This window comes from Chryseolinea serpens, assembly GCF_900129725.1.
GTDB lineage: Bacteria > Bacteroidota > Bacteroidia > Cytophagales > Cyclobacteriaceae > Chryseolinea > Chryseolinea serpens.
The window spans coordinates 352,687-372,144 of the sequence record NZ_FQWQ01000001.1 but is presented as its reverse complement, the minus strand read 5'-3'; the positions used below and the strand labels follow the sequence as shown (position 1 = coordinate 372,144).

The 19,458-nt window shown below is 48.7% G+C and carries 17 protein-coding genes; 9 read left to right on the top strand and 8 right to left on the bottom strand.

The features are described from left to right. Positions 1–126 precede the first annotated feature (126 nt). Positions 127–1,938: an ATP-dependent DNA helicase gene (locus tag BUB30_RS01405; protein ID WP_073130233.1), complete on the top strand. Its 1,812-nt coding sequence runs from the start codon at positions 127–129 to the stop codon at positions 1,936–1,938. Between the two features lie 87 nt (positions 1,939–2,025). Further along, on the top strand, positions 2,026–2,478 hold the full coding sequence (locus BUB30_RS01400; protein WP_073134642.1) for a hypothetical protein: 453 nt from the start codon (positions 2,026–2,028) through the stop codon (positions 2,476–2,478). A gap of 71 nt (positions 2,479–2,549) precedes the next feature. Here the strand turns inward: BUB30_RS01400 and BUB30_RS01395 are convergent, their stop codons facing one another. Then, positions 2,550–3,443, bottom strand: a complete 894-nt coding sequence (locus BUB30_RS01395) for a LysR family transcriptional regulator (RefSeq protein ID WP_073130230.1) — start codon at positions 3,441–3,443, stop codon at positions 2,550–2,552. Between the two features lie 145 nt (positions 3,444–3,588). Here BUB30_RS01395 and BUB30_RS01390 point away from each other — a divergent pair, with 145 nt between their 5' ends. The 4 genes from BUB30_RS01390 (at position 3,589) to BUB30_RS01375 (ending at position 5,675) form a co-directional block, all read left to right on the top strand. Then, on the top strand, positions 3,589–4,116 hold the full coding sequence (locus BUB30_RS01390) for a GNAT family N-acetyltransferase (protein WP_073130227.1): 528 nt from the start codon (positions 3,589–3,591) through the stop codon (positions 4,114–4,116). A 37-nt stretch (positions 4,117–4,153) separates the two neighbouring features. Then, positions 4,154–4,378, top strand: coding sequence for a YgjV family protein (locus tag BUB30_RS01385; RefSeq protein ID WP_073130224.1), 225 nt, complete (start codon positions 4,154–4,156; stop codon positions 4,376–4,378). Positions 4,379–4,476: 98 nt separating this feature from the next. After that, entirely contained in the window at positions 4,477–5,022 is a 546-nt protein-coding gene (locus BUB30_RS01380) for an alpha/beta fold hydrolase (protein ID WP_073130221.1), read from the top strand. A gap of 2 nt (positions 5,023–5,024) precedes the next feature. Then, the gene (locus BUB30_RS01375; RefSeq protein WP_073130218.1) at positions 5,025–5,675 is read left to right on the top strand and encodes a class I SAM-dependent methyltransferase; all 651 of its coding nucleotides are present in this window, start codon (positions 5,025–5,027) and stop codon (positions 5,673–5,675) included. 12 nt (positions 5,676–5,687) lie between these two features. Here the strand turns inward: BUB30_RS01375 and BUB30_RS01370 are convergent, their stop codons facing one another. Both BUB30_RS01370 and BUB30_RS01365 read right to left on the bottom strand, forming a co-directional pair. Then, positions 5,688–6,851 carry an acetyltransferase domain-containing protein gene (locus BUB30_RS01370; protein ID WP_073130215.1) on the bottom strand — a complete coding sequence of 388 codons (1,164 nt, stop codon included), beginning with the start codon at positions 6,849–6,851 and terminating at the stop codon, positions 5,688–5,690. A 398-nt stretch (positions 6,852–7,249) separates the two neighbouring features. Further along, positions 7,250–8,710, bottom strand: a complete 1,461-nt coding sequence (locus tag BUB30_RS01365) for a chitobiase/beta-hexosaminidase C-terminal domain-containing protein (protein ID WP_084137837.1) — start codon at positions 8,708–8,710, stop codon at positions 7,250–7,252. Positions 8,711–8,990: 280 nt separating this feature from the next. On the opposite strand from BUB30_RS01365, the gene BUB30_RS01360 reads away from it, so the two are divergent. The 3 genes from BUB30_RS01360 to BUB30_RS01350 all read left to right on the top strand — a co-directional run bounded on the left by BUB30_RS01360 (position 8,991) and on the right by BUB30_RS01350 (position 11,553). Then, the gene (locus BUB30_RS01360) at positions 8,991–10,418 is read left to right on the top strand and encodes an amidohydrolase family protein (protein WP_073130209.1); all 1,428 of its coding nucleotides are present in this window, start codon (positions 8,991–8,993) and stop codon (positions 10,416–10,418) included. Between the two features lie 87 nt (positions 10,419–10,505). Further along, positions 10,506–10,748: a DUF1059 domain-containing protein gene (locus BUB30_RS01355; RefSeq protein ID WP_073130207.1), complete on the top strand. Its 243-nt coding sequence runs from the start codon at positions 10,506–10,508 to the stop codon at positions 10,746–10,748. A 169-nt stretch (positions 10,749–10,917) separates the two neighbouring features. Continuing rightward, positions 10,918–11,553: a hypothetical protein gene (locus tag BUB30_RS01350; RefSeq protein ID WP_143164724.1), complete on the top strand. Its 636-nt coding sequence runs from the start codon at positions 10,918–10,920 to the stop codon at positions 11,551–11,553. A gap of 51 nt (positions 11,554–11,604) precedes the next feature. Here the strand turns inward: BUB30_RS01350 and BUB30_RS01345 are convergent, their stop codons facing one another. The 5 genes from BUB30_RS01345 to BUB30_RS01325 form a co-directional block, all read right to left on the bottom strand. After that, positions 11,605–11,970 (bottom strand): DUF2200 domain-containing protein, encoded by a 366-nt coding sequence (locus BUB30_RS01345; RefSeq protein WP_073130201.1) that lies wholly within the window; start codon positions 11,968–11,970, stop codon positions 11,605–11,607. A gap of 45 nt (positions 11,971–12,015) precedes the next feature. Then, entirely contained in the window at positions 12,016–13,956 is a 1,941-nt protein-coding gene (locus BUB30_RS01340) for a hypothetical protein (RefSeq protein WP_073130198.1), read from the bottom strand. Between the two features lie 5 nt (positions 13,957–13,961). Continuing rightward, on the bottom strand, positions 13,962–15,056 hold the full coding sequence (locus BUB30_RS01335; protein ID WP_073130195.1) for a S8 family peptidase: 1,095 nt from the start codon (positions 15,054–15,056) through the stop codon (positions 13,962–13,964). Positions 15,057–15,062: 6 nt separating this feature from the next. Further along, complete coding sequence (locus BUB30_RS01330; RefSeq protein WP_073130193.1) at positions 15,063–16,991, bottom strand: hypothetical protein; 1,929 nt, start codon at positions 16,989–16,991, stop codon at positions 15,063–15,065. Positions 16,992–17,343: 352 nt separating this feature from the next. Next, entirely contained in the window at positions 17,344–19,455 is a 2,112-nt protein-coding gene (locus tag BUB30_RS01325) for a PQQ-dependent dehydrogenase, methanol/ethanol family (protein ID WP_143164723.1), read from the bottom strand. Between the last annotated feature and the right edge of the window lie 3 nt (positions 19,456–19,458).

Here is a 19,458-nt window from a genome sequence, read left to right as displayed (position 1 = left end):
ATCATTAAGTTTGGTACTGAAAAATAACCCATTCATATTTGACCCTCAATCTCTGCCGGAGTTGGTTAATTTCAGTCAAATGCCTATCTTCATTATGAACGCGCGCCCGCGAAATCACGATTGCAAATGGCTAAGAGCTACAATTATCGAAAGAAGTGGATCGACAATTTCGCAAAATGCCCCCTCGTTGATTTGGACAATAAAACCTATCTCCATAAGACCGCACACCAGTTGTTCTACGGAAAGAGCACCGACGACTATCCCCCAGAGTATCCTTGTGACTTTAAGGCCTTCCACAACACCATCTACTCACTGGAACGAGGTGATGTATTAGATGAGACATTGAAGTTTCTTCATTTCATTGGCCTAACGCTGTCCAGGGAAGCCTTGGATGCGCACCTGCAATACTTCCCGGAACAGTATCACCAGTTCATGAAAAAGGCTTATTATATCCTTCGGACGATCGCACATCAGAATGAAGATTTTGATTACTTTAATCCGTACAAGAATAACATTAATGATCTACTGTACTTTGTTGATATTCAAACGGGGCGATCGCAACTCTTAATTTTTGAGGACTATGCTCTACCGGAATTGTATAAGCGCGACTTCAAGATCCCCGATGGCTACGAAAACGACGACGTGGTACAGGGCCTTTTCAATCGAATAGAACAATCCAACGACAGTTTTTTTATTACAGGTAAAGCAGGAACGGGTAAATCCACTTTCATCCATTATTTCTCTCAAGCGACAAAAAAGAAAATTGTGAAAGTAGCTTTTACTGGCATCGCGGCGATTAACGTAGGTGGATCCACCATACATTCCCTTTTCAGATTTCCGACAAAGCCACTAATGCCTGGCGACGAGGAAATAAAGATTTTTGACAAAGATCATCAGACCAGAAAGCTTTTTGAGGACCTGGACACCATTATCATCGACGAAGTCTCAATGCTCCGATCTGATGTACTTGAAGCCATTGATTTTTCGTTACGAAACAATGGAGGCAATCGGGCTCAGTTATTTGGAGGCAAGCAAATTCTTTTTGTCGGCGACATATTCCAATTGCCGCCGATTACTGTTAACGATGAAACGGAGCGGACTCTGTTTTCAGAGGTATTCAGAAGCCCGTATTTTTTCGACTCTGAAGCTTATCGTGAGCTATCAACCACCCTATTTGAGTTTAAGATTCCAAAACGTCAGCGCGAGGATCTCGAATTCGTCGAACTACTTGATCGCATCAGAACTTGCGATATTTCCCAGGAAGACTTAAACAAAATAAATCGAAACGTTGACCCGACGTACATTCCAAAGACGGATCAATTTGAAATCATACTAACCACAATCAACGCAATTGCAGACAGAGAAAACGAGCGCCGGCTTAACCAGCTTCGCGAACAAAAGTTTGTCTTCTATGCTGATGTGAAAGGCGACTTCAATGATGACCGGTCTCCGTCAAACCATACATTGGAGTTGAAACGCTATGCACAGGTAATGTTTGTTAAAAACGACCCCGAGCGGCGCTGGGTGAACGGAACCATCGGAAAGATCGAATTTATTGCGAATGACTTTATTGAAGTCAAACTCGCCGACGGAAACGTGCATGTTGTAACCAGGGAGAAGTGGGAACATCGCGGGTACAAATACGATAAAATCAAACGCCAAATAACATCCGAAATAAAAGGAACATTTCTGCAATATCCATTGCGACTCGCCTGGGCGATCACGATTCACAAGAGTCAGGGCCTCACCTTCGACAATGTTGTTATCGACCTTGGCTCGGGCGCTTTTGTCAACGGACAACTTTACACCGCATTGAGTCGCTGCCGCAGGCTTAGCGGGATTGTGTTAAAGCGGAACGTAAGGAAAGAAGATGTGATTCCAGACCAGCGTCTTGTGGAGTTCTGGAACTCAATTAGTAACCCGGCAAAACAGGCCTAACTTTAACTTTCTTCTATATCCTCCGTTTTCTCCTGACATACCCTTGTCAGGAGAACTTCGGAGTATTGGGTCATGAATAAAAAAACAATGAAAAACGATTTTCAGTCAAAAAAGGTAGCCGCCGTATTTGAAAGAACGCCTCCTGCGATCCGGAAAAGGCTCCTGGTGCTGCGGAAACTCATTTTCGAGGTGGCTTCGAAAACCTCCGGGGTCGGCCCTCTCGAAGAGACCCTGAAATGGGACTCCCCCAGCTACCTCACCAGCGAAACGCAAAGCGGGACGACCCTCCGGATCGATCGCGTTGGCTCCCAGGAGGGGATGTACGGCATATTTGTTCATTGCCAGAGTAACGTGGTGAACGAGTTCAAGCAAAAAGTAACGACGCCGCTGACGTTCGACAGCACGCGGGGAATTATCCTCGACGCAAAGGATGACATTCCCGAGGAAGTCAGCTATTTCATCTACCTGGCCCTCACCTATCACCTGCGCAAGAAGAAAGGGTCCGTGAAAGAGGTCTGGAACCAGGGCTGGATGTGTTAGCGGCAAAAACATCTTCACCTCCTTGAGTGACATGTAGGGGCGTAAAGAACGGTGTGCACGACCTTGACGGCTCAGCTGCTTCGTATCGCTCTGAAGATCTTCAGGAAAAGCTCGATGTATTCTTTCAATTCTTCTCCCCGCTCCTTCGACCAGACAAATCGCATTTCAACTTTTGAAGGTATATCCGTAAGCTCGAAATGTTTTATATTCAGATTCACCCCATTCACAGCCGACTTTGCAATGATGGTCACTCCTAGCCCCTCGCTTACCATTCTCAAATTCGTTGATGCATTTGGGGATTGAAAAACTACCTTGGGCGTGAATCCGTTTTTTTGAAAAATCCGGTATAACAGATCATGGTATACCTGTCCATCTTCCCGGGCGGGTAAGATCCAATCGGCATTTGCCAGGGGTTTCAGGTCGCCATTTTTCTTGAGACTTATTTTCAAATTCTTTGGCATGACCACCACAAAATTCTCTTTGTACAGCATCGCGGATTCAATTCCCCCGGGACCAACTTCGTTTGGCACGATTCCAAAATGGAGCTCGCGATCCAGGATCTTCGTAAAGATCATGTTGCAGGAAGTTTCTAAAAGTCCAATTTTCAAGTGAGGGTAAGTCGTCTTGATCGTCTTTAAAAAATAAGGCAACAGGGAGTACATGGCCGAGCTCACATGTCCAATCGCTATTTCCCCGGCTTCACCCTGGTGGATCTGGCTAGCCGTTTTTTGTGCCTGCCCTAAATGTTTAAGGATCCGCGTAACTTCATTTTTGAAGAACACGCCAGCCGCCGTAAGTTTGATCTGCTTTTTTGTCCGGTCAAATAACTCAGCACCCACCTCATCTTCCAGATTTTTTATCTGCCGGCTCAACGCGGGCTGCGCGATGTACATACTCTGGCTTGCCTTGTGGAAATTCAACACTTCGGCTACGGCAAGGAAGTTCTTCAGTTGATCCGTGGTCATTTCAATTGATTCATTATTGTTATCGATCAATGCAAATTAAGTATTTTTTATTATCATACAATTTACCTTGTTTTAGGTGTCGAAAGGAATTCAACGGGATGTTTTCGGGAGACATAACTTGGAGATTAAATAATATGGATCACAAATGATCATCAAAGCAACGCTACAACATGCGGAAGTGCTGCACGAACTGGGTGCCAAAACCTTTTACACGTCCCACAAGGACAGTGCACCCGCACATGAAATAGCTTCTTACATGGAGAAGGTATACAACCTCGCTGCGATAAAAAAGGAACTGACCGACCCTGCAAACATTTATCACGTCATCCAGCATGAGGATACCGTGGCCGGATTTTCCAAAATAGAGCTTTCTATGGAGCACCCGGCAATTGCGCTGGAGCGTGTTTCAAAAATGGATCAAATCTACCTGCTGGATTCTTTTCACGGCCTGAAGCTGGGCGCGAAGCTCATGCGTCACAATATCGATTACTCAAAATCGCGTGGACAAAACGGAATGTGGCTGGTGGTGTGGTTAAAAAATACCAAGGCCATCGCCTTTTATGAAAAATTTGGCTTTCGGATTGCCGCCACAGATCAATTTCAGTTGACTGAAACGCATCTCAACCCTTGCTATATCATGCTGTTAAATTATGCAAGCAATGAAGTCCGTTAGCACATTAGGGTACCATGAATCTTAAAAATATTATGCAATGACAACTGCTTTAGGTTTTTTAGCCCTTACCCTGAACCTGACCTCCATGACAATGAAAGACATTCTGCGTCTGAGGGTTTTATCGCTGCTGGCAAACACCCTTTACATCGTTTATGGTTTGCTTATGGGTGCTGTCCCCATTGTCATTGGGAGTTTTGTCGCCGTCGTCATTCATTCCGTGGGTATCTACAGGCTTAGGCACCCAAAGCAAATTACGTTGTAAATAAATCAGGGCTTGAGGACGAAGGGGCACCCTACGGCGTATCACAAAACAGTCTGAAATCATTCTTGTTAATTTTTTTAAACCGCAATCACAATGCTATGGCAAAACACGTATTATTCTTTCATGGGAGTGGATCGGAGGAGGGCTATGACGCAGACGCGAAACTTGCCGCCTCGCTTACGTTAAACCTGGGCTCCGGATATTCCGTTCGATATCCCCTACTGCGTAGCGATGGAACACCGGACCTCGGGAGACGCAAGCAGATCGGCCGGGAAATTTCCACCAGCGAAGACGGCATTATCCTGGCTGGCCACTCGTTCGGAGCCTCCATGCTACTGGCATGTCTTTCCGAACTGGAAATCAAAAAAAAGATTGCCGGTATTTTTCTTATGGGTACACCCTTTTGGAGTGGTGATGAAGATTGGGTTCAAGCCTTTAAGCTGCAGCCAGATTTTGCTGAGAAACTCAATAGGAAAATTCCTTTGTTCCTCTATCACTGTCTGGATGACGAAGAAGTACCGTTCGGGCACCTGGCCATTTACAAAAAGCAACTCCCCTGGGCTACCTTCCGCGAAATTCCAACCGGTGGACATCAATTTAACAACGATCTGACCCTTGTCGCTAACGATATTAAACTGATTTAAAAATGCAGCCACAGGAAAAAATAATAAAGACCTACAATGCTACAGCCGAAAACTATGCCGCCACCCGCATTGACGAACTTTCTAAAAAACATTTTGATCGCTTGATCTTGAAAGAGTTTGCACGGCTCAATGAAAATACGGGCACCTGTGCTGATCTTGGCTGCGGACCTGGGCAAACCACGAAATTTTTATTTGACGCGGGCTTACGGGATATCATTGGAATGGATATTTCGCCGGTAATGGTGAAAGTGGCCCGGAGAATATTCCCCCTTATCAAGTTCGAGACCGCTGATCTTCTTGCCTTACCCTACCGCGAAAATTACTTTGGATCGGCGGTAGCTTTTTATGCCATTGTGCATTTTGACTACCATCAGGTTGACCTGGCTTTTAAAGAAGTGAATCGCGTTTTGAAGAAGGGCGCCCATTTTTTGTTCTCGTTTCATGTGGGAGAAGAAACGATGCATTTTGATAAGGCAAACGAGATCGATGTGGATATCGATCTGCACTTCCTGCAAACAGACCGGATATTGAAATTACTCGACGACAACAAATTCAGAATCATCGACACCCTGGAGCGCCTTCCCTATCCGGATGTTGAGTGGGCCACCAAACGGGCTTATGTGTGGGCTGAGAAGGTTGATGATGCCGTTTGACAGGTGCCGCCTCTACAGATAAGATGTCCACCACGCCTTGCTTTTTGCTTTGTAATGGCCATACCAGCGGCATGGAAAATAGAGCGCGCTAACCAGCAGCAACCATACGAAATATGCCCGCAACAAACTCGGGTGATATGCCGCAGGCCAATCTTTGGCGGACGAAAAGGACAGGTTAACTCCCTTGCCGAATGAAAAGTAAGTCCATAAAAAGGATGTAAGACTGATGAGTGCAAGGTGCGCGATAAAATAGAACAACGGCACCCGCCCATAGGTGATCAGAATTTCTTTTGCCCGGGCCGGAATTCGCTCCGCTTGCGACAGGAGTATACATGCTATTCCAAGTGTTACCGACAGGAATAAAAGTGATGGCGGAGATTTTGACACCTTGAAAAATGAAAGTAAAGTAAAAATCCCACCGCGTTCCTGGATGCTCCAGGGCGATGGATCGCCGTAGCTATTTAAAAACCTCAATACAAAAAAAAGCGCCAAGGCGAAGAGGCCCGTTCTTTGCAATACTTTATCCCGCGCCGTTGGCGGATAGAAAAACCACGAGCCGATGCCATACCCCAGAAGCATCACGCCAACCCAGGGAACAATGGTATAGGCGACTAAAATGGGTGGCTCGCTTACGAAGAATGGGGAGTTATGCAAAAAGGCAACCAGCATGTTATCGGCCGACACCTTATCAAGCGTTGGAAGGGCGTTATGTCCGGCAATCATGGCCAGCGAAAGCGCGATCTGAAGCCAACGGGGGAGCCAAATCAGGGCGGCGAGTAAAATCATAGAACACCCGATCGCCCAGATCACCGAGAGCAGTGTTAGTTGATATCCTTGGGTCAGTATAAAACTAATTAACAAAACCTCTACCACGATCAGCCATAGCCCGCGGGTTAGGAGGAATAGGCTTGTTTTTCTTAGGCTATCAACTCTTTTGTAGAAGAGATAAATGCCGACGCCGGAAAGAAAAATGAAAGTCGGGGCACAAAGATGGGTGATCCAACGGGTGAAGAACAAAAATGCGGAAGCCTGCGTCACATCGTCCGGGCGATAGGTGGTGTAGCTAAAAAAGTCACGGACGTGATCCAAGGCCATGATCACCATCACCAACCCCCTCACGATGTCGATGGATTCGAGACGATTGCTATTCTGGGAGCTTTCGATTGATTTGAGCATGCGTGAAGATAGCTGTTGCCGGCCAAAAAATAGCTGCCATGGATTGGGGGATACAGCGGCAGGAGAACACGATGACAACGTTCCTTCTAAGCATTTTGCAAAATTTTGACCTCATTCAAGATACTCTACAAATTAGAAGTGCAAACCAAAAGTAAGATTCTGGCCGGTGAAATATCTGCGATGTAGAAAAGGTTTTTGCAACAAACTACGATCTAAGGGTTCGGCTGGACAATGTGAGCCGGGTATGGCCGCGATTTTTAGCGCCAGCTATCCGGCGGGTGATGCACTCCGCTGAGAGAAATCGCTGGGCGACTGCGGCGATACGTTGGACAATATGCCAGAAAGCTTGGAGCGGCAAACAAATCCCGATCAACTTCAACAGCATCATTGTCCGCTGGCTAGCGTTTAACAAAAATCTGTGAGTTCTGCTGGTTGTTCCCTTTTGTAATCAAATAATAGACGCCAGGATTAAGCGCCTTCGTATCAATTGCGATACTGCTTTCGCTTGCATCATGATTATAGACAACTCGTCCCAGGTTATCCAAAATGGAAATGTTCACCTTCGGATTGTTCGTACCGAAACTGACGGTTAATTGCGTCGAACATGGATTCGGAAAAATTTCAGCTTCTATCCTGGCTTCCTTTTCAACCCCGGTAACCGAATTGACCCGATAATATCCCGTATTTATCTTACTCTGTTCGCCCTTGTCATTCACGGCAATGGCATTGATGAGCGTGGTTTTGTCGATGGACATGGCGTTTGAGTAGAGCGAAGAACTTGTTGTGGGGAGTGTGCCATCCGTTGTATAATATACTTTGGCAGATTTATCCCGGGCGTGAATTTCCAATGAAACGGGTTCAACATACTCACCCGGAGGCGCCGTAAATTCCGGGTACGGCAAAGTCTCCAGGATATTCTCGAAGACATTACTTTTTATAAAAACTCCTCCCACGCCGGTGTTATACTTATAGTATTCTGTCCCTGCCAGTAACGACGTACCTCTCCGGGCCAGGGTGGTCACCGATGCGTCGGTGCCGATATCCATATTTGACCAGTTTGCACCGTTGTCAATGCTGTAAATTCCGCTGGAATAGTAGGTGCCCACCCAAATTGAATTTCCGAAACTATAGATGGAATACCCGAAGCAGGCGCCTGTTGCCGGGCTGGCATTCACCCAGGTCGCCCCAAAATCTGATGATTTCACTATTGGGGGACATCCTTGTGATACACCCGCGTAAATCTCGTTCCCGATAATAGCGAGGTCAAACGTTTCATAATCGTAGATCTTTTGCCAATTGTCTTCGCGAATGGAGGTGCTATACATGCCAACGCTGGTTCCCAGGTATAAAAAATCATTATAGAAAACCATGATCTTATTGGCCTTGTCGAACGCCAGATTTTTATTAAACGATTTCCAGTCATATGTGCCTTTCTCACATTTGTAGATCCCGGCACTGGTTCCGATAAAAAGCAGGTCGTTCAGAACGCAAATGGACGCCACCGAAGGATACAAACCAAAATCGGACGGTAAGTTGGCATTGAGACTCTGAAACGACTGTCCACCGTCATTTGATACATAAACACCGCTGCTGGTGCCCAGGTAAATCGCGTTATCGATATCGATGGTCATTGATAAAATGCTCAATCCATCCACGCCGTTCTGTAGAACATTCCAATCCGTCCCATTGTTGCTGGTCTTGTAAAGAGCATGATCGGCCACCGCGAAAATGGAACCATCGGTTTGATTGGCGCCCAAGGCGACAACGGTTTTACCTTGAAGTCCGATGGGGGTCCACTGACAGTACCCGGGGCGGCTCATTAAAAATAAAATGGCAGCTAAACATGTAATGCGTATCATGACTTAAAAATAGGATTTATCGGCTTATTTTTCAATAGGTCATATCTTATACGCAGAACGCCAGCGTGTAGCGTCATCGTAGCCCTTCGAATACGCAGACTTCCTCATTTCAACCTGGAGAGGGTTATCGCCCGACAGCATGATAACCCTCATTGAACCAGTCGTTCCGTGGTCTGAGTAAGTTGTTGTGTTCAAGCCCAGTGTCGCGCCTGCGCTAAAGGCGTCGGCAACAAGATTCAGGCATCCTGCTATCTTTGTCTTTAGGTACAAAGTCTATATCGTGAAAACCACCGTCCTGCTTCTCCTCATCGGCCTCCTCCCCTTGCCGGGATTTGGCCAGGGCGACCTGCTCATCTATAACGTCAATATTGTCAATGTGACCGATGGCAGCCTGCAAAAGAACCGCGCTGTGCTGATCGGCGAGGGCAAGATCAAGGGCATTGGAGACGTGAAGAAATTGTCGCGGAACGTATCGAAGGAGCAACGCATCAACGCCAACGGGAAATACATGATCCCCGGCCTGTGGGATATGCACGTGCACCTGGAAGGCACGCAACTGGTTCCCGACAACGAGGCCTTGCTCCCGGTCTTTCTTGCCTATGGTATCACCACGGTGCGCGACTGCGCAAGCGACCTGGGCCGGCAAGTGCTGGTGTGGCGCGACGAAATCAACAAAGGCCAACGCATCGGCCCCACCATTTATACGGCAGGCTTAAAGCTGGAAGGAAAAAATTCCATTTGGAAAGGCGATCTCGAGATCGAGAATGAAAAAGAACTGTACCAGATGCTCGATAAGCTCGACAGCATGAAGGTGGACTTCGTGAAGATCACGGAGAACACGTTGAAGGGCGACTTGTTTTTAGCCAGCGTGAAAGCGGCAAGGGCACGCGGATATCGCGTGTCGGGTCATGTGCCTTATGATCTGACGATCGACGAACTGGCGGCCGCAGGATTTACCAGCATCGAACATGCCACCTACCTGCTGCGTCTGGGCACCGATGAAAAAACGATCAAGGACGGGGTCATCGGCGGCACGCTGACCAAGCCTGACGCAGAATCCCGGTACACTTCGTTGTTCGATCAGCAAACGGCCACGGCCAACTATAAGGCTTTAGGTTCGAGAGGCATGTTTGTCTGTCCCACGCTGATTGGGGGACGGCAGCTCGCCTATCTCGATCAAACCGATCACCGCGGCGATGTGTTCCTGCAGTATCTTACTAAACGGTATGTTTCCAACTATCAATGGCGGATCGACCGCATGGCCAATGAAACACCGGCACAAAGCCAGCAACGCAAAGACCGCTATCAACTCCTGCTGAAACAAATGCCCCTCATCCACCAGGCCGGCATCACCATCATCGCCGGCAGTGACGCTGCCGCGCTAAACACGTATGTGTACCCTGCCGAATCCTTGCTCGATGAACTGGAAATTTTTCAGCAAGCCGGATTGACGCCGTTGCAAATCCTGCAGTCGGCCACGATCAACGGAACCCGTTACTTTGGGGTGGAGGACAAAACCGGTACGGTGACCACCGGCAAGAATGCCGATTTGGTGTTGCTGGATCAGAATCCGCTGACGGACGTCAAAGCCTTGCGCGCCATTTATGGTGTGATTGCCAAGGGCCGGTATTATGACCGGCAAATGCTCGATGCCATGTTGCATCAAGCCCACGAGAAGAAAGTGAAACTCGACGAAGAAAGACGGTAGGACTCCCCATGCCGGGTATCCCCTGTGAGATACCCAGCAACCCAACATGGCTCCTTTTTATATCTTTGTCAGAAAACGCGAAACACCATGAAAACGATGACCTGTAAACAACTGGGCGGAGCCTGCGGTCACACCTTTAGTGCAAACACCTTTGATGAGATCGCCATGATGGTGAGCAAGCACGCGCGCGAAATGGTCCAGCGAGGTGATGCAGCGCATATCGAGGCGATGAATGAAATGCGCAACAGCATGACCTCCCAGGAAGCCATGGATGCCTGGATGGAAGAAAAGAGAAACGCATTCAACAGCTCACCCGACGACAAGGGATAACCTTCCTCTAATCGCCTGGAGTCTGATGTCCTTTCCTCCAGTCCCCCATTTTCTGATCATGATTTTTTTAGAAGCTCGCTGGGAATTTTCGTTATATTATATACATTTATAAATAATATAGCCGGAAGGAACATCCGGGACGCATATGATGCCTATAAATCCAAAACAAATGATACGACGCTCTTCTTTGATCGCCCTGCTGCTGATCGCGACGAACACCTGGGCCCAAACACCCGCCAAGGAATTTGACGCCGAAAAATATGATCCTGCGTATGCCCTTGCTATTCCCCAGGGATGGGGTGTGGAACGGATGGGTATCCCGATCGAATTCGCTCCATCGATTCCTTACAAAGGCGTCGAAGACCTGCGTTTCAATCCGGGTTGGTCGGACCCTAAATCCAATGGCTATTGGACGTATGCTTTTTTATGGCATCTTGAGGGTCGCCCGGAAAGCAGCCCACAGACCATTGAAAAAAATCTGACGGCATATTATAACGGGCTGGTTGGGAGGAACATTGAGAGAAGGAAGATTCCAAAGGAAAAGCTTGTACAGATCAAGGCCAAGATAAAGCAAATCACCACCGATAAAGGAGATCTGCAAACCTATTCCGGCACCATCGATATGCTGGACTATATGGCGCAAATGCCGATCACGCTTAATTGTATCGTTCACATCAAGTTGTGTCCCCAGGAACAGAACAATACGTTCATGTTTTATGAACTATCGCCACGGCCACCCGCCGACGACATTTGGAAAGAGCTTCAGAATTTATGGACGACATTTGAGTGTAGTAAGGCAAAATAGATCTGGCGCGATGGCTCCAAGCGTTCACAGCGCCCAACGCTTCATAACGCCCTACGCGCCACGCAAAATCTTCTCCATCTTTCTACCCTTCGCCAACTCGTCCACCAATTTATCCAAATACCGGACCTGTTGCGTCAAAGGGTTCTCGATTTCTTCCACACGATAGCCGCAGATCACCCCGGTGATGAGGTTTGCGTTGGGGTTTAGCGACGCGCGCTCGAAGAACGTTTCGAATGTTGCCTTCTCCTTTATGAGTTCCTGCAGCTTCTTGTTATCAAAGCCTGTTAGCCACGCGATGACCTGGTGCAATTCTGCTTTTGTCCTGCCTTTTTTCTCTACTTTTTGGAGATACAACGGATAGACCGAGGCGAAGGTCATTTTTGCGAAGCGCTGATGGTGGGTGTCGGAAGTGTTCATACTGGCATTCTTTTGTACAGATCTTATAGATAAATATTGGCTTACTTATTTTTTGCTGTCCTTCCGGTTATACAAATTAAAGATGGGGATATCCACAGCGATGAAACCACCCGCGCGAACGTAGTAGTCTTTGTTTATGTCGGCCACTCCGTTGGGATCTACGTCCCGTAAGGCGGGCCCCATCTGCACACCGGCGCCAATCGATATGGGGCTTTTGCCAAGGCCATAGATCAGAAATATACCGGGCGCGACGATATCTTTCAGCTGTATATCCGATGAAACGGTGGTGTTGTCGTCTTTGAACCGGAACGACGCTAGTGTGCCCACGTCGATCACCGATGCGAACAGGCTGAGCGACTTCCCTCCTTTTTTTGCATCTTTCCCCTTCAAACTACCCATACTGAACGCAAATCCAACCGGGGCAAACAAACCCACCGAAAGGCTGTTCTGTTTTTCAGATGCGGGCATATGCTCGTTACCTGCGTAAAACCCCACGTAGGCGTTGAAGGAAATATTGGCATGCGACTCCCGTTTAACGCGATAGCTACCGGGCGGCAGTGCCACCACCTCGATGGCCTGTTTAACTTCCTCCGAAGTTTTGGCAGTAGCCACTGCGGCCATAAAGGTTCCATATTTGATGACACCACTGACCAACGTGGCGTCCACGTTCATGGTTTGCAGGATCAGGGAGAACTCAATTACACCCGCACTATAGCTCCGGGTTCGTACATCCGCCAGTAAATTTGCTGTATGATTAAAGAGGAACTGAGCGTTGTCGAGAGTGGCTGCGGGAAGCAAGGTTACACCTGCCGACGACAGCAGGGATGTATGAGTGACCTTGGCAATCTCCAGGATGCTATTTCCCAACATGACGTAGTTCTCGGCGATGCCACGCTCGCTCTGTCCTTTAATTTCCGAAATCAGTTGGTCCGCCTGGACGAGCAAGGGTTTTAGCGCCCCAACGAATTGTTGCCCCCGGTCAAGACCGGTAGCCAGGGTTGTAAATACGGCTGTCAGATCGGTGCGGCCAATACGAATGTTAAGCTCCTCGGCTCTTTTGTACAGCAGCCCGAGATAAAGCCGGGTAAAGGTGATATCCTGAAAGGAGGCAAAATCCGTTTCCGAGATCCAATAACGTTCCGGATCAACAGACCGGAGGGATTGCGAGAACAGGTTGGCGGTTTTCAGTATCGATCCAAAGTCGCCCCACACGGCTGTGTCGCTGAAGTCCCTTCCCGCAAATTCATTCAAGATATCGCCAGGATGCTTTCCGCTCTGGATATCCACCGCCAGCTGCAATGCCAGTCGAAGATATGGATACAATGCAGATCGCTGGATGACGGCCACGATCGTGCCGGGCGGGCTCTGGTTGATCCAGCGATTCGTGTTGGACAAGAGCGCAGCAAGGTCTTGCGCGAACGCCTCGCGCAACGACTGCAGATACATCTGGTAATTGTAAATTTCACTGCCAACAACGCTCATCACAGAATGGGTGTTTGGAAAAAGCACCTGCAGGTCGTGTCCGTAAGTGCTGTTTTCCAGAAATTCCTTGAACCTTTCAAAAAAGTACACATCCAATTCCGCCTTCGTTCGCTCTACCAGGAAACGGGCGATCCCGTCGGCGACGGTGGTGACATTCAGTCCACCCAACTTGCTGGCGGCGGAAGAAATGGTTTGGGCAACATCCGGAGTCGCCCCCGTAGCCGTAATAAGCGGTTGAATTTCCGTACCGAAGAAAGGATTGGTTACAAATTGCCTCAGCACCTGATCCTCTACCAGAAGCGGGTTGCTTCTATCCGTTGCTTGCAAATAGTTTTTCAGATGCCCTACCAAAATATGAACAGACTCGTTGTCATTATTAAATGCGAAAGTGGGAGGCGTAATCGTGACACAGCGCTCCCGAATGGCTTTGGCATCCTGGAACGCGATCTGGGCACTAGCCGAAAGAGAAATAAAAATTGTAATAACGAGAAGGGCTTTTTTCATAACACTTATAGTTTAGTAATTGCATTTCTTAAATTCAGTAGTCCGCGTCCGCTTCGAATATCCCTTCCGATCGTCGGGCCGATATCGTCGCACGTGGAGAAGATCGCTTCGATACATTTATCTTTGCTGGTCTTTCCCTTTGCAGAAGCGAGCAGCAAGGCCAGGCAGCCCGCCGTAAATGCGGTCGCAATGCTGGTGCCGCCGCCAAAACCGCGGCCGTTGTTCAGGGTGGTGGTCAACACCGATAAATCCCCGGGCGCCAATAAATCCAACTGTGGATTCCAGTTTGAAAATGGAACAATATTTCCTGCCGGGTCAAAGGCCCCAATGGCGATCACGTTATCGTAGCACGCTGGAAAAGTATTCACATCGGGCCCTTCGGGGATGCTGATATCCCTTGCGTTACCAATGGCTGCGATGACCACTTTCCCTTTCGCGTGGCATTTGCCAATAGCCGTCTTCAGATCGGCATCGTCAGGGAGAACCGTGCTGAAAGAAATAATATCCACGGCAGCTATATCCGCCGCGTAGTCCAGGGCCTTGGCAAAAAGTTTCACATCCCCACCCCGTTTGTGCTCAGAAGCTTTCAGAATTAACAACCCGGCTCCCGGTGCCACGCCGAATACTTTGCTTTTTCCACTGGCGCCAATGATCCCTGCCATGGTTGTACCATGACCATCGGTATCGTTGAAATTTCCCGCGTCACCAACAAAGCTCTTTGACAGCGGATTGATTTTTGTCGCCAGATCCTCGTGGTGCGTGTCGGCGCCGGTGTCGATCACGGCGACCGTTATGCCCTCCCCTGTGGTCTTCAGCTTGTTCCATATGAACGGAAGATTATACCGTTCGTGCCCCCAGCTCATTTTCGCCGGATCGAACTCCGTGGGCGTTACAATTTTCTCCACCGCGAAACCGCCACTCCAGTAGTAGTTGTTCGCGGCATCCTTGTACCAGGTGTTTATTTTTTCAAATTCCCCGCCTTTGTATAACCGTCCATCCACCTCCACTTCGCTTCCCGGCGCGAGGTACTGAAAGCTTGGCGCATTGACATTGGGGTCTCCTACCCGCACGTTCAGAAAATCCTTGACCACTAGTTTCATGATGGCTTACCCTTTTCGGTTTAACGGATGGGCAGGATCGGAAAGGCCTGTGTCTTTCGACGCTGTGCCGCCGGCTACCTGGGTTTGTGTCGGCTCTTTTACAGCCCCCCGGATCTGAATGAGTTTATTCAACATGTCGAACCAGAATGGCGCGCCCAGTGAAATGGCTACCGCCGTGAGCAAATAACCCCAGAACGCAGCTGAGAAAATATTACTCCACAGGTAAAAAAAATATCCGCCAAAACTATTGTCGACCGCGATTTTTGTTCCGGTCGTATTGGCGCCCGTGAACACCTCAGCACTACTCCAAACGTCTCGCTCCTCCAGACAACTCAGTACCCCTGAGGTCATCCCCTGCGGAAACTTCAGGATCTTCCTATTTACCGAATCTCCGACCAAGACATCGACGACCGCATAATCAAGGAACCCTCTGTTCTTCAACTTGCGTGCGCTATCTTCCGCTGCGGGTGTCCAGGGTACTAACGGAAGGTTGTCCGGGAGATCGACCCAACCACTCCCAAGCAAGGAGTTGGCATCGTCAAGTTGTTGCTGCACTTCACGCTGAATGGTCTTCAAGGAGTCCAGCCTCGCCTTTTCATTCGCCTCGGTCGCGGCCGTATCGCCAAGCTTTCCTGCCTTGTCGACGTTCAACTTTGTTTTGGGATCGCTCATCGCGCGCGTTGCCCGCTCTACCATTTTCTCGCGGGCATCCTTGTCTACGGACAGTTTATGGACGATGGCCAAGGTGTTGGCATTAAAGCAGATGGCGATGATGAACCCCACGATGAGCAGCACCACCTGGATCTTTTGTTTATACCATCCCGAAGCCCGGTCCATGGTGTCCTCGAACCATTGCTCGAGGTGAAGCTTGAACTTCAGGAGGTCGTTGTTGGCATCCTTCAGGAGAGAGGTCAGGTGACTTCGGGTTTCATGCCCAAATAAATTCAGCATTTCATCCACGCGATACACCGCCGCCTTTTTGTCTTTTTCGCTCTCCGCAGACCCCATTAACTTTTCAATTTCATTCAAGACGTTGCGCTGCGCCGTGTCCAAACTTGAGACCTTCTTATCGTTGCCTGCTATCTTTTCTTTCAACGCATCAAAAATCGCGTCGTAATCTTTGTCGACCGCCTTTTTGTCTTTATCGCTCTTCGCAGACGCCATTAACTTTTCAATTTTATCAAAGATGATGCGCTGCGCCTTGTTTAAACTTGAGACCTTCTCATCGTTGCCTGCTATCTTTTCTTTCAACGCATCAAAAATCGCGTTGTAATCTTTTTTGTCGTCCGCCTTCACAGACAGCATTAACTTTTTAATTTCATCAAAGATGATGCGCTGCGCCGTATCCAAACTGGAGACCTTAATATCTACGCCCTCGATTTCTTTCTTCAGCGCATTAAAAATCACGTTGTAATCTCTTTTGTCGCCTGGCTCATACGGCTTTTTAGTGTCAGAGTTGATATCGATGGCATCCTTCAAGGACTTGAGCACTTCCGTGTGCTGGATCTTCCCTTGCAGAACGTTTTGAATTTTCTCCAGATCACTCAGGTCATCGCCGCCGCCATAGCGTCGAAATATTTCAAGGACCGCTTTTGAGAAATTCTGTTTCGTGATGTAAGCCGGCTTACTATGGAAGGTATTCCGTGCGAAGTATTTGATAATGGGGAGATGATAAAACACACAGGCCGCCGGGCCCATGGAATTCTCAAACATTTCAGAGATCGACAGGCTCACTTGTTTGCCAAATGCGACAACCTTATTTTCCGAGGTTTCCGGAAAGTCCTCCAACATTCTGCGGATCGCCTGTTTCAGGTTCCGTTCGCGAATACCCAATTGCACAGCGATGATCTCACAAATAATGGTGGCGAACAGGCTGTACAACAAATAAATAAAAACCAACCCGATAACGACATCTAATGCAATGGCTCCTGTCATAAAAAAGTGTTAACGATTTGTACTGATTGAAGTGATGTTATTTTCGATTCAAAATCTCCTGGACGATGCGTGCCGTGATGTGATAATAGCAACATCCCTCCCCGAAAAATGGGAACCCAGAACTTTGCTACTATACTAAGGATTAGGTCAAGGAACCGGAAGCGAACAAACAAAAAGCCCAACTATACACTACCAGTATCTTGGTAGTAAATAGATGGGCTCTGATGACGAAGTTAAACAACGAAGCTATATTTTACAATCAACTGAAAACAATATTTTCAGTCGGGTCAATAATCGTCACAACGCATAAGTCTGAACTCCAAAACGGAGACACGCTAACGCAACGGAGAAATCATTTTGATTGGGATTTAGTATACAGCTCGGTCTGTTTTTTTAGCAAGAAACTGTGAATGGCTTCCACGTCGGCTTCACTCAGCGAATTGCTAAAGCTGGCCATTCCATTTTGCGACAGAATACCCTTTAACAAGATATCATTGAACAAAAGGTGCTTGGCTTCCGGCAATTTGGACAAGTCGGGATGCTGCGACAAATGACGGTCGCCAAACTTGCCGTGGCAAATGTCGCAATAGAAATTGTAGAGATAAGCTCCCCGCTCGATCAGGTCTTCCCGTATTTTCATCGCGGGCGGCGCGGGTGTTTCTACGGGTTTCTTTTTTGGTGGTAGCGGTGTTTCTCCTCCTCCCAGTTTGAAGGCGATGATCCGCGCTTTGTTTTCGTATTGATAGATGACGGCATCCGGCAAATAGCCGCTCGTCTCCGCTCCTCCATAGGCTGCCATCACGGCAACATACTGTTCGCCGTCTATGCTATAGGTTGTGGGGGCTGCCATGATCCCGTTGCCCGTGAAGATCGACTTCAGCTTCTCTCCTGTTTTTGCGTTGTGCACATTGAAATACCCGGTCCGTGTTCCCTGGAATACCAGTTCGGGCGTCGACATGGTCCCACCATCGGGACCGCCGTCGGGAAATTTCCAGGCAACCTGTTGCGTGACGGGATTCCAGGCCAGCAAACTTTCTGTGCGAATGGTGTCTTCTGAATTTTTCACCTGGTCGAGAACATGCTTCCGGAATTTATACATCTCTGCATAGTCCAGGTTCGTGTTGTCTACGTCGGGCAGCCATTGGTAGGTGTCGAACGTTTTGAACACCTGGGGCACCGACCGCTCCGGCAAGTAAACCAATCCCGTGTTCGGATTGAAGGACATCGGCTGCCACACATGTCCGCCGCCCAGGTAAGGCACGACAAGTTTTGTTTTGTCCTTGTACCATTGTCCTTGTTCGGTCAACACTGGTCGCCCGGTCTTCAAATCGACATGACTGGCCCAATTGACCCGTGTATATTTTTCTGCTGAGATCAGTTCACCCGTGGCTCTATCCAACACGTAAAAGAAACCATTCTTGGGTGCCTGCATTAAGATTTTCCGGGGCTTGCCCTTTATTTCGACATCGGCCAGCACAATATTTTGCGTGGCCGTATAGTCCCAGATCTCTCCGGGCGTGGTTTGATAGTGCCAGACCAATCTTCCCGTGTCGGGGTTGATGGCGAGGATGCAAGCCAGATATAAATTGTCGCCACCGGATGGGCTTCTGAACCAGATCGGGTATGGGGCGGCATTGCCGGTGCCCACATAGAGCAAATTAAGTTCGGCATCATAAGCCGATTCGCCCCACGACGTCCCTCCTCCTCCACTTTGCCAATGCGATTTAGGGTCCCAGGTTTTGGCCGCGATCTCCATTTCGGGGCTTTCATTGCCGTTGGCCGGATCGCCGGGCACGATGAAGAAGCGCCATTTTTGTTCACCGGTTTTCAGATCATAGGCGGTAACGTAACCGCGCACGCCAAATTCAGAACCGGAATTGCCGATCATCACGATGCTGCCCGCGACCTGCGGCGGGCTGGTGATGGTGTAGGCTTTGGTCCTATCGGTAAACGTATCGGCACTCCACAGCACTTTGCCGTCCTGCGCATCGAGACAAATGAGAAATCCATCCAGCGTGCCCACATATACTTTTCCTTCCCAGACGGCGACGCCGCGGTTCACCACGTCACAGCACGACCGGCGAACATATGAGGGATCTACTTTTGGTTTGAATGACCAAAGCTCTTTCCCGGTTTTGGCATCCAGCGCAAACACGGCTCCCCAAGCGCCGGAGGTGTACATGATCCCATCCGCCACAATGGGCGTGGCCTCCAGACCGCGCGGCACATTGCCAATGTGTGAACTGGCGTCGTATTCCCAGGCAAACCCCAGGTCTTTTACATTTCCTGCATTGATCTGATCCAGCGGAGAATAGTGCTGCATGTTTTGATTGCCGCCGGTGGTCAGCCAGTCGGCAGCCTGGCGGTCTTGTAAACGAGCCTGATCAATCCAACCTTTGGGTTTCTCGTTTTGGCAGCTGAAGATGACAACGAAAAGCAACAGGAAGTACCATTTGTTTTTCACAGA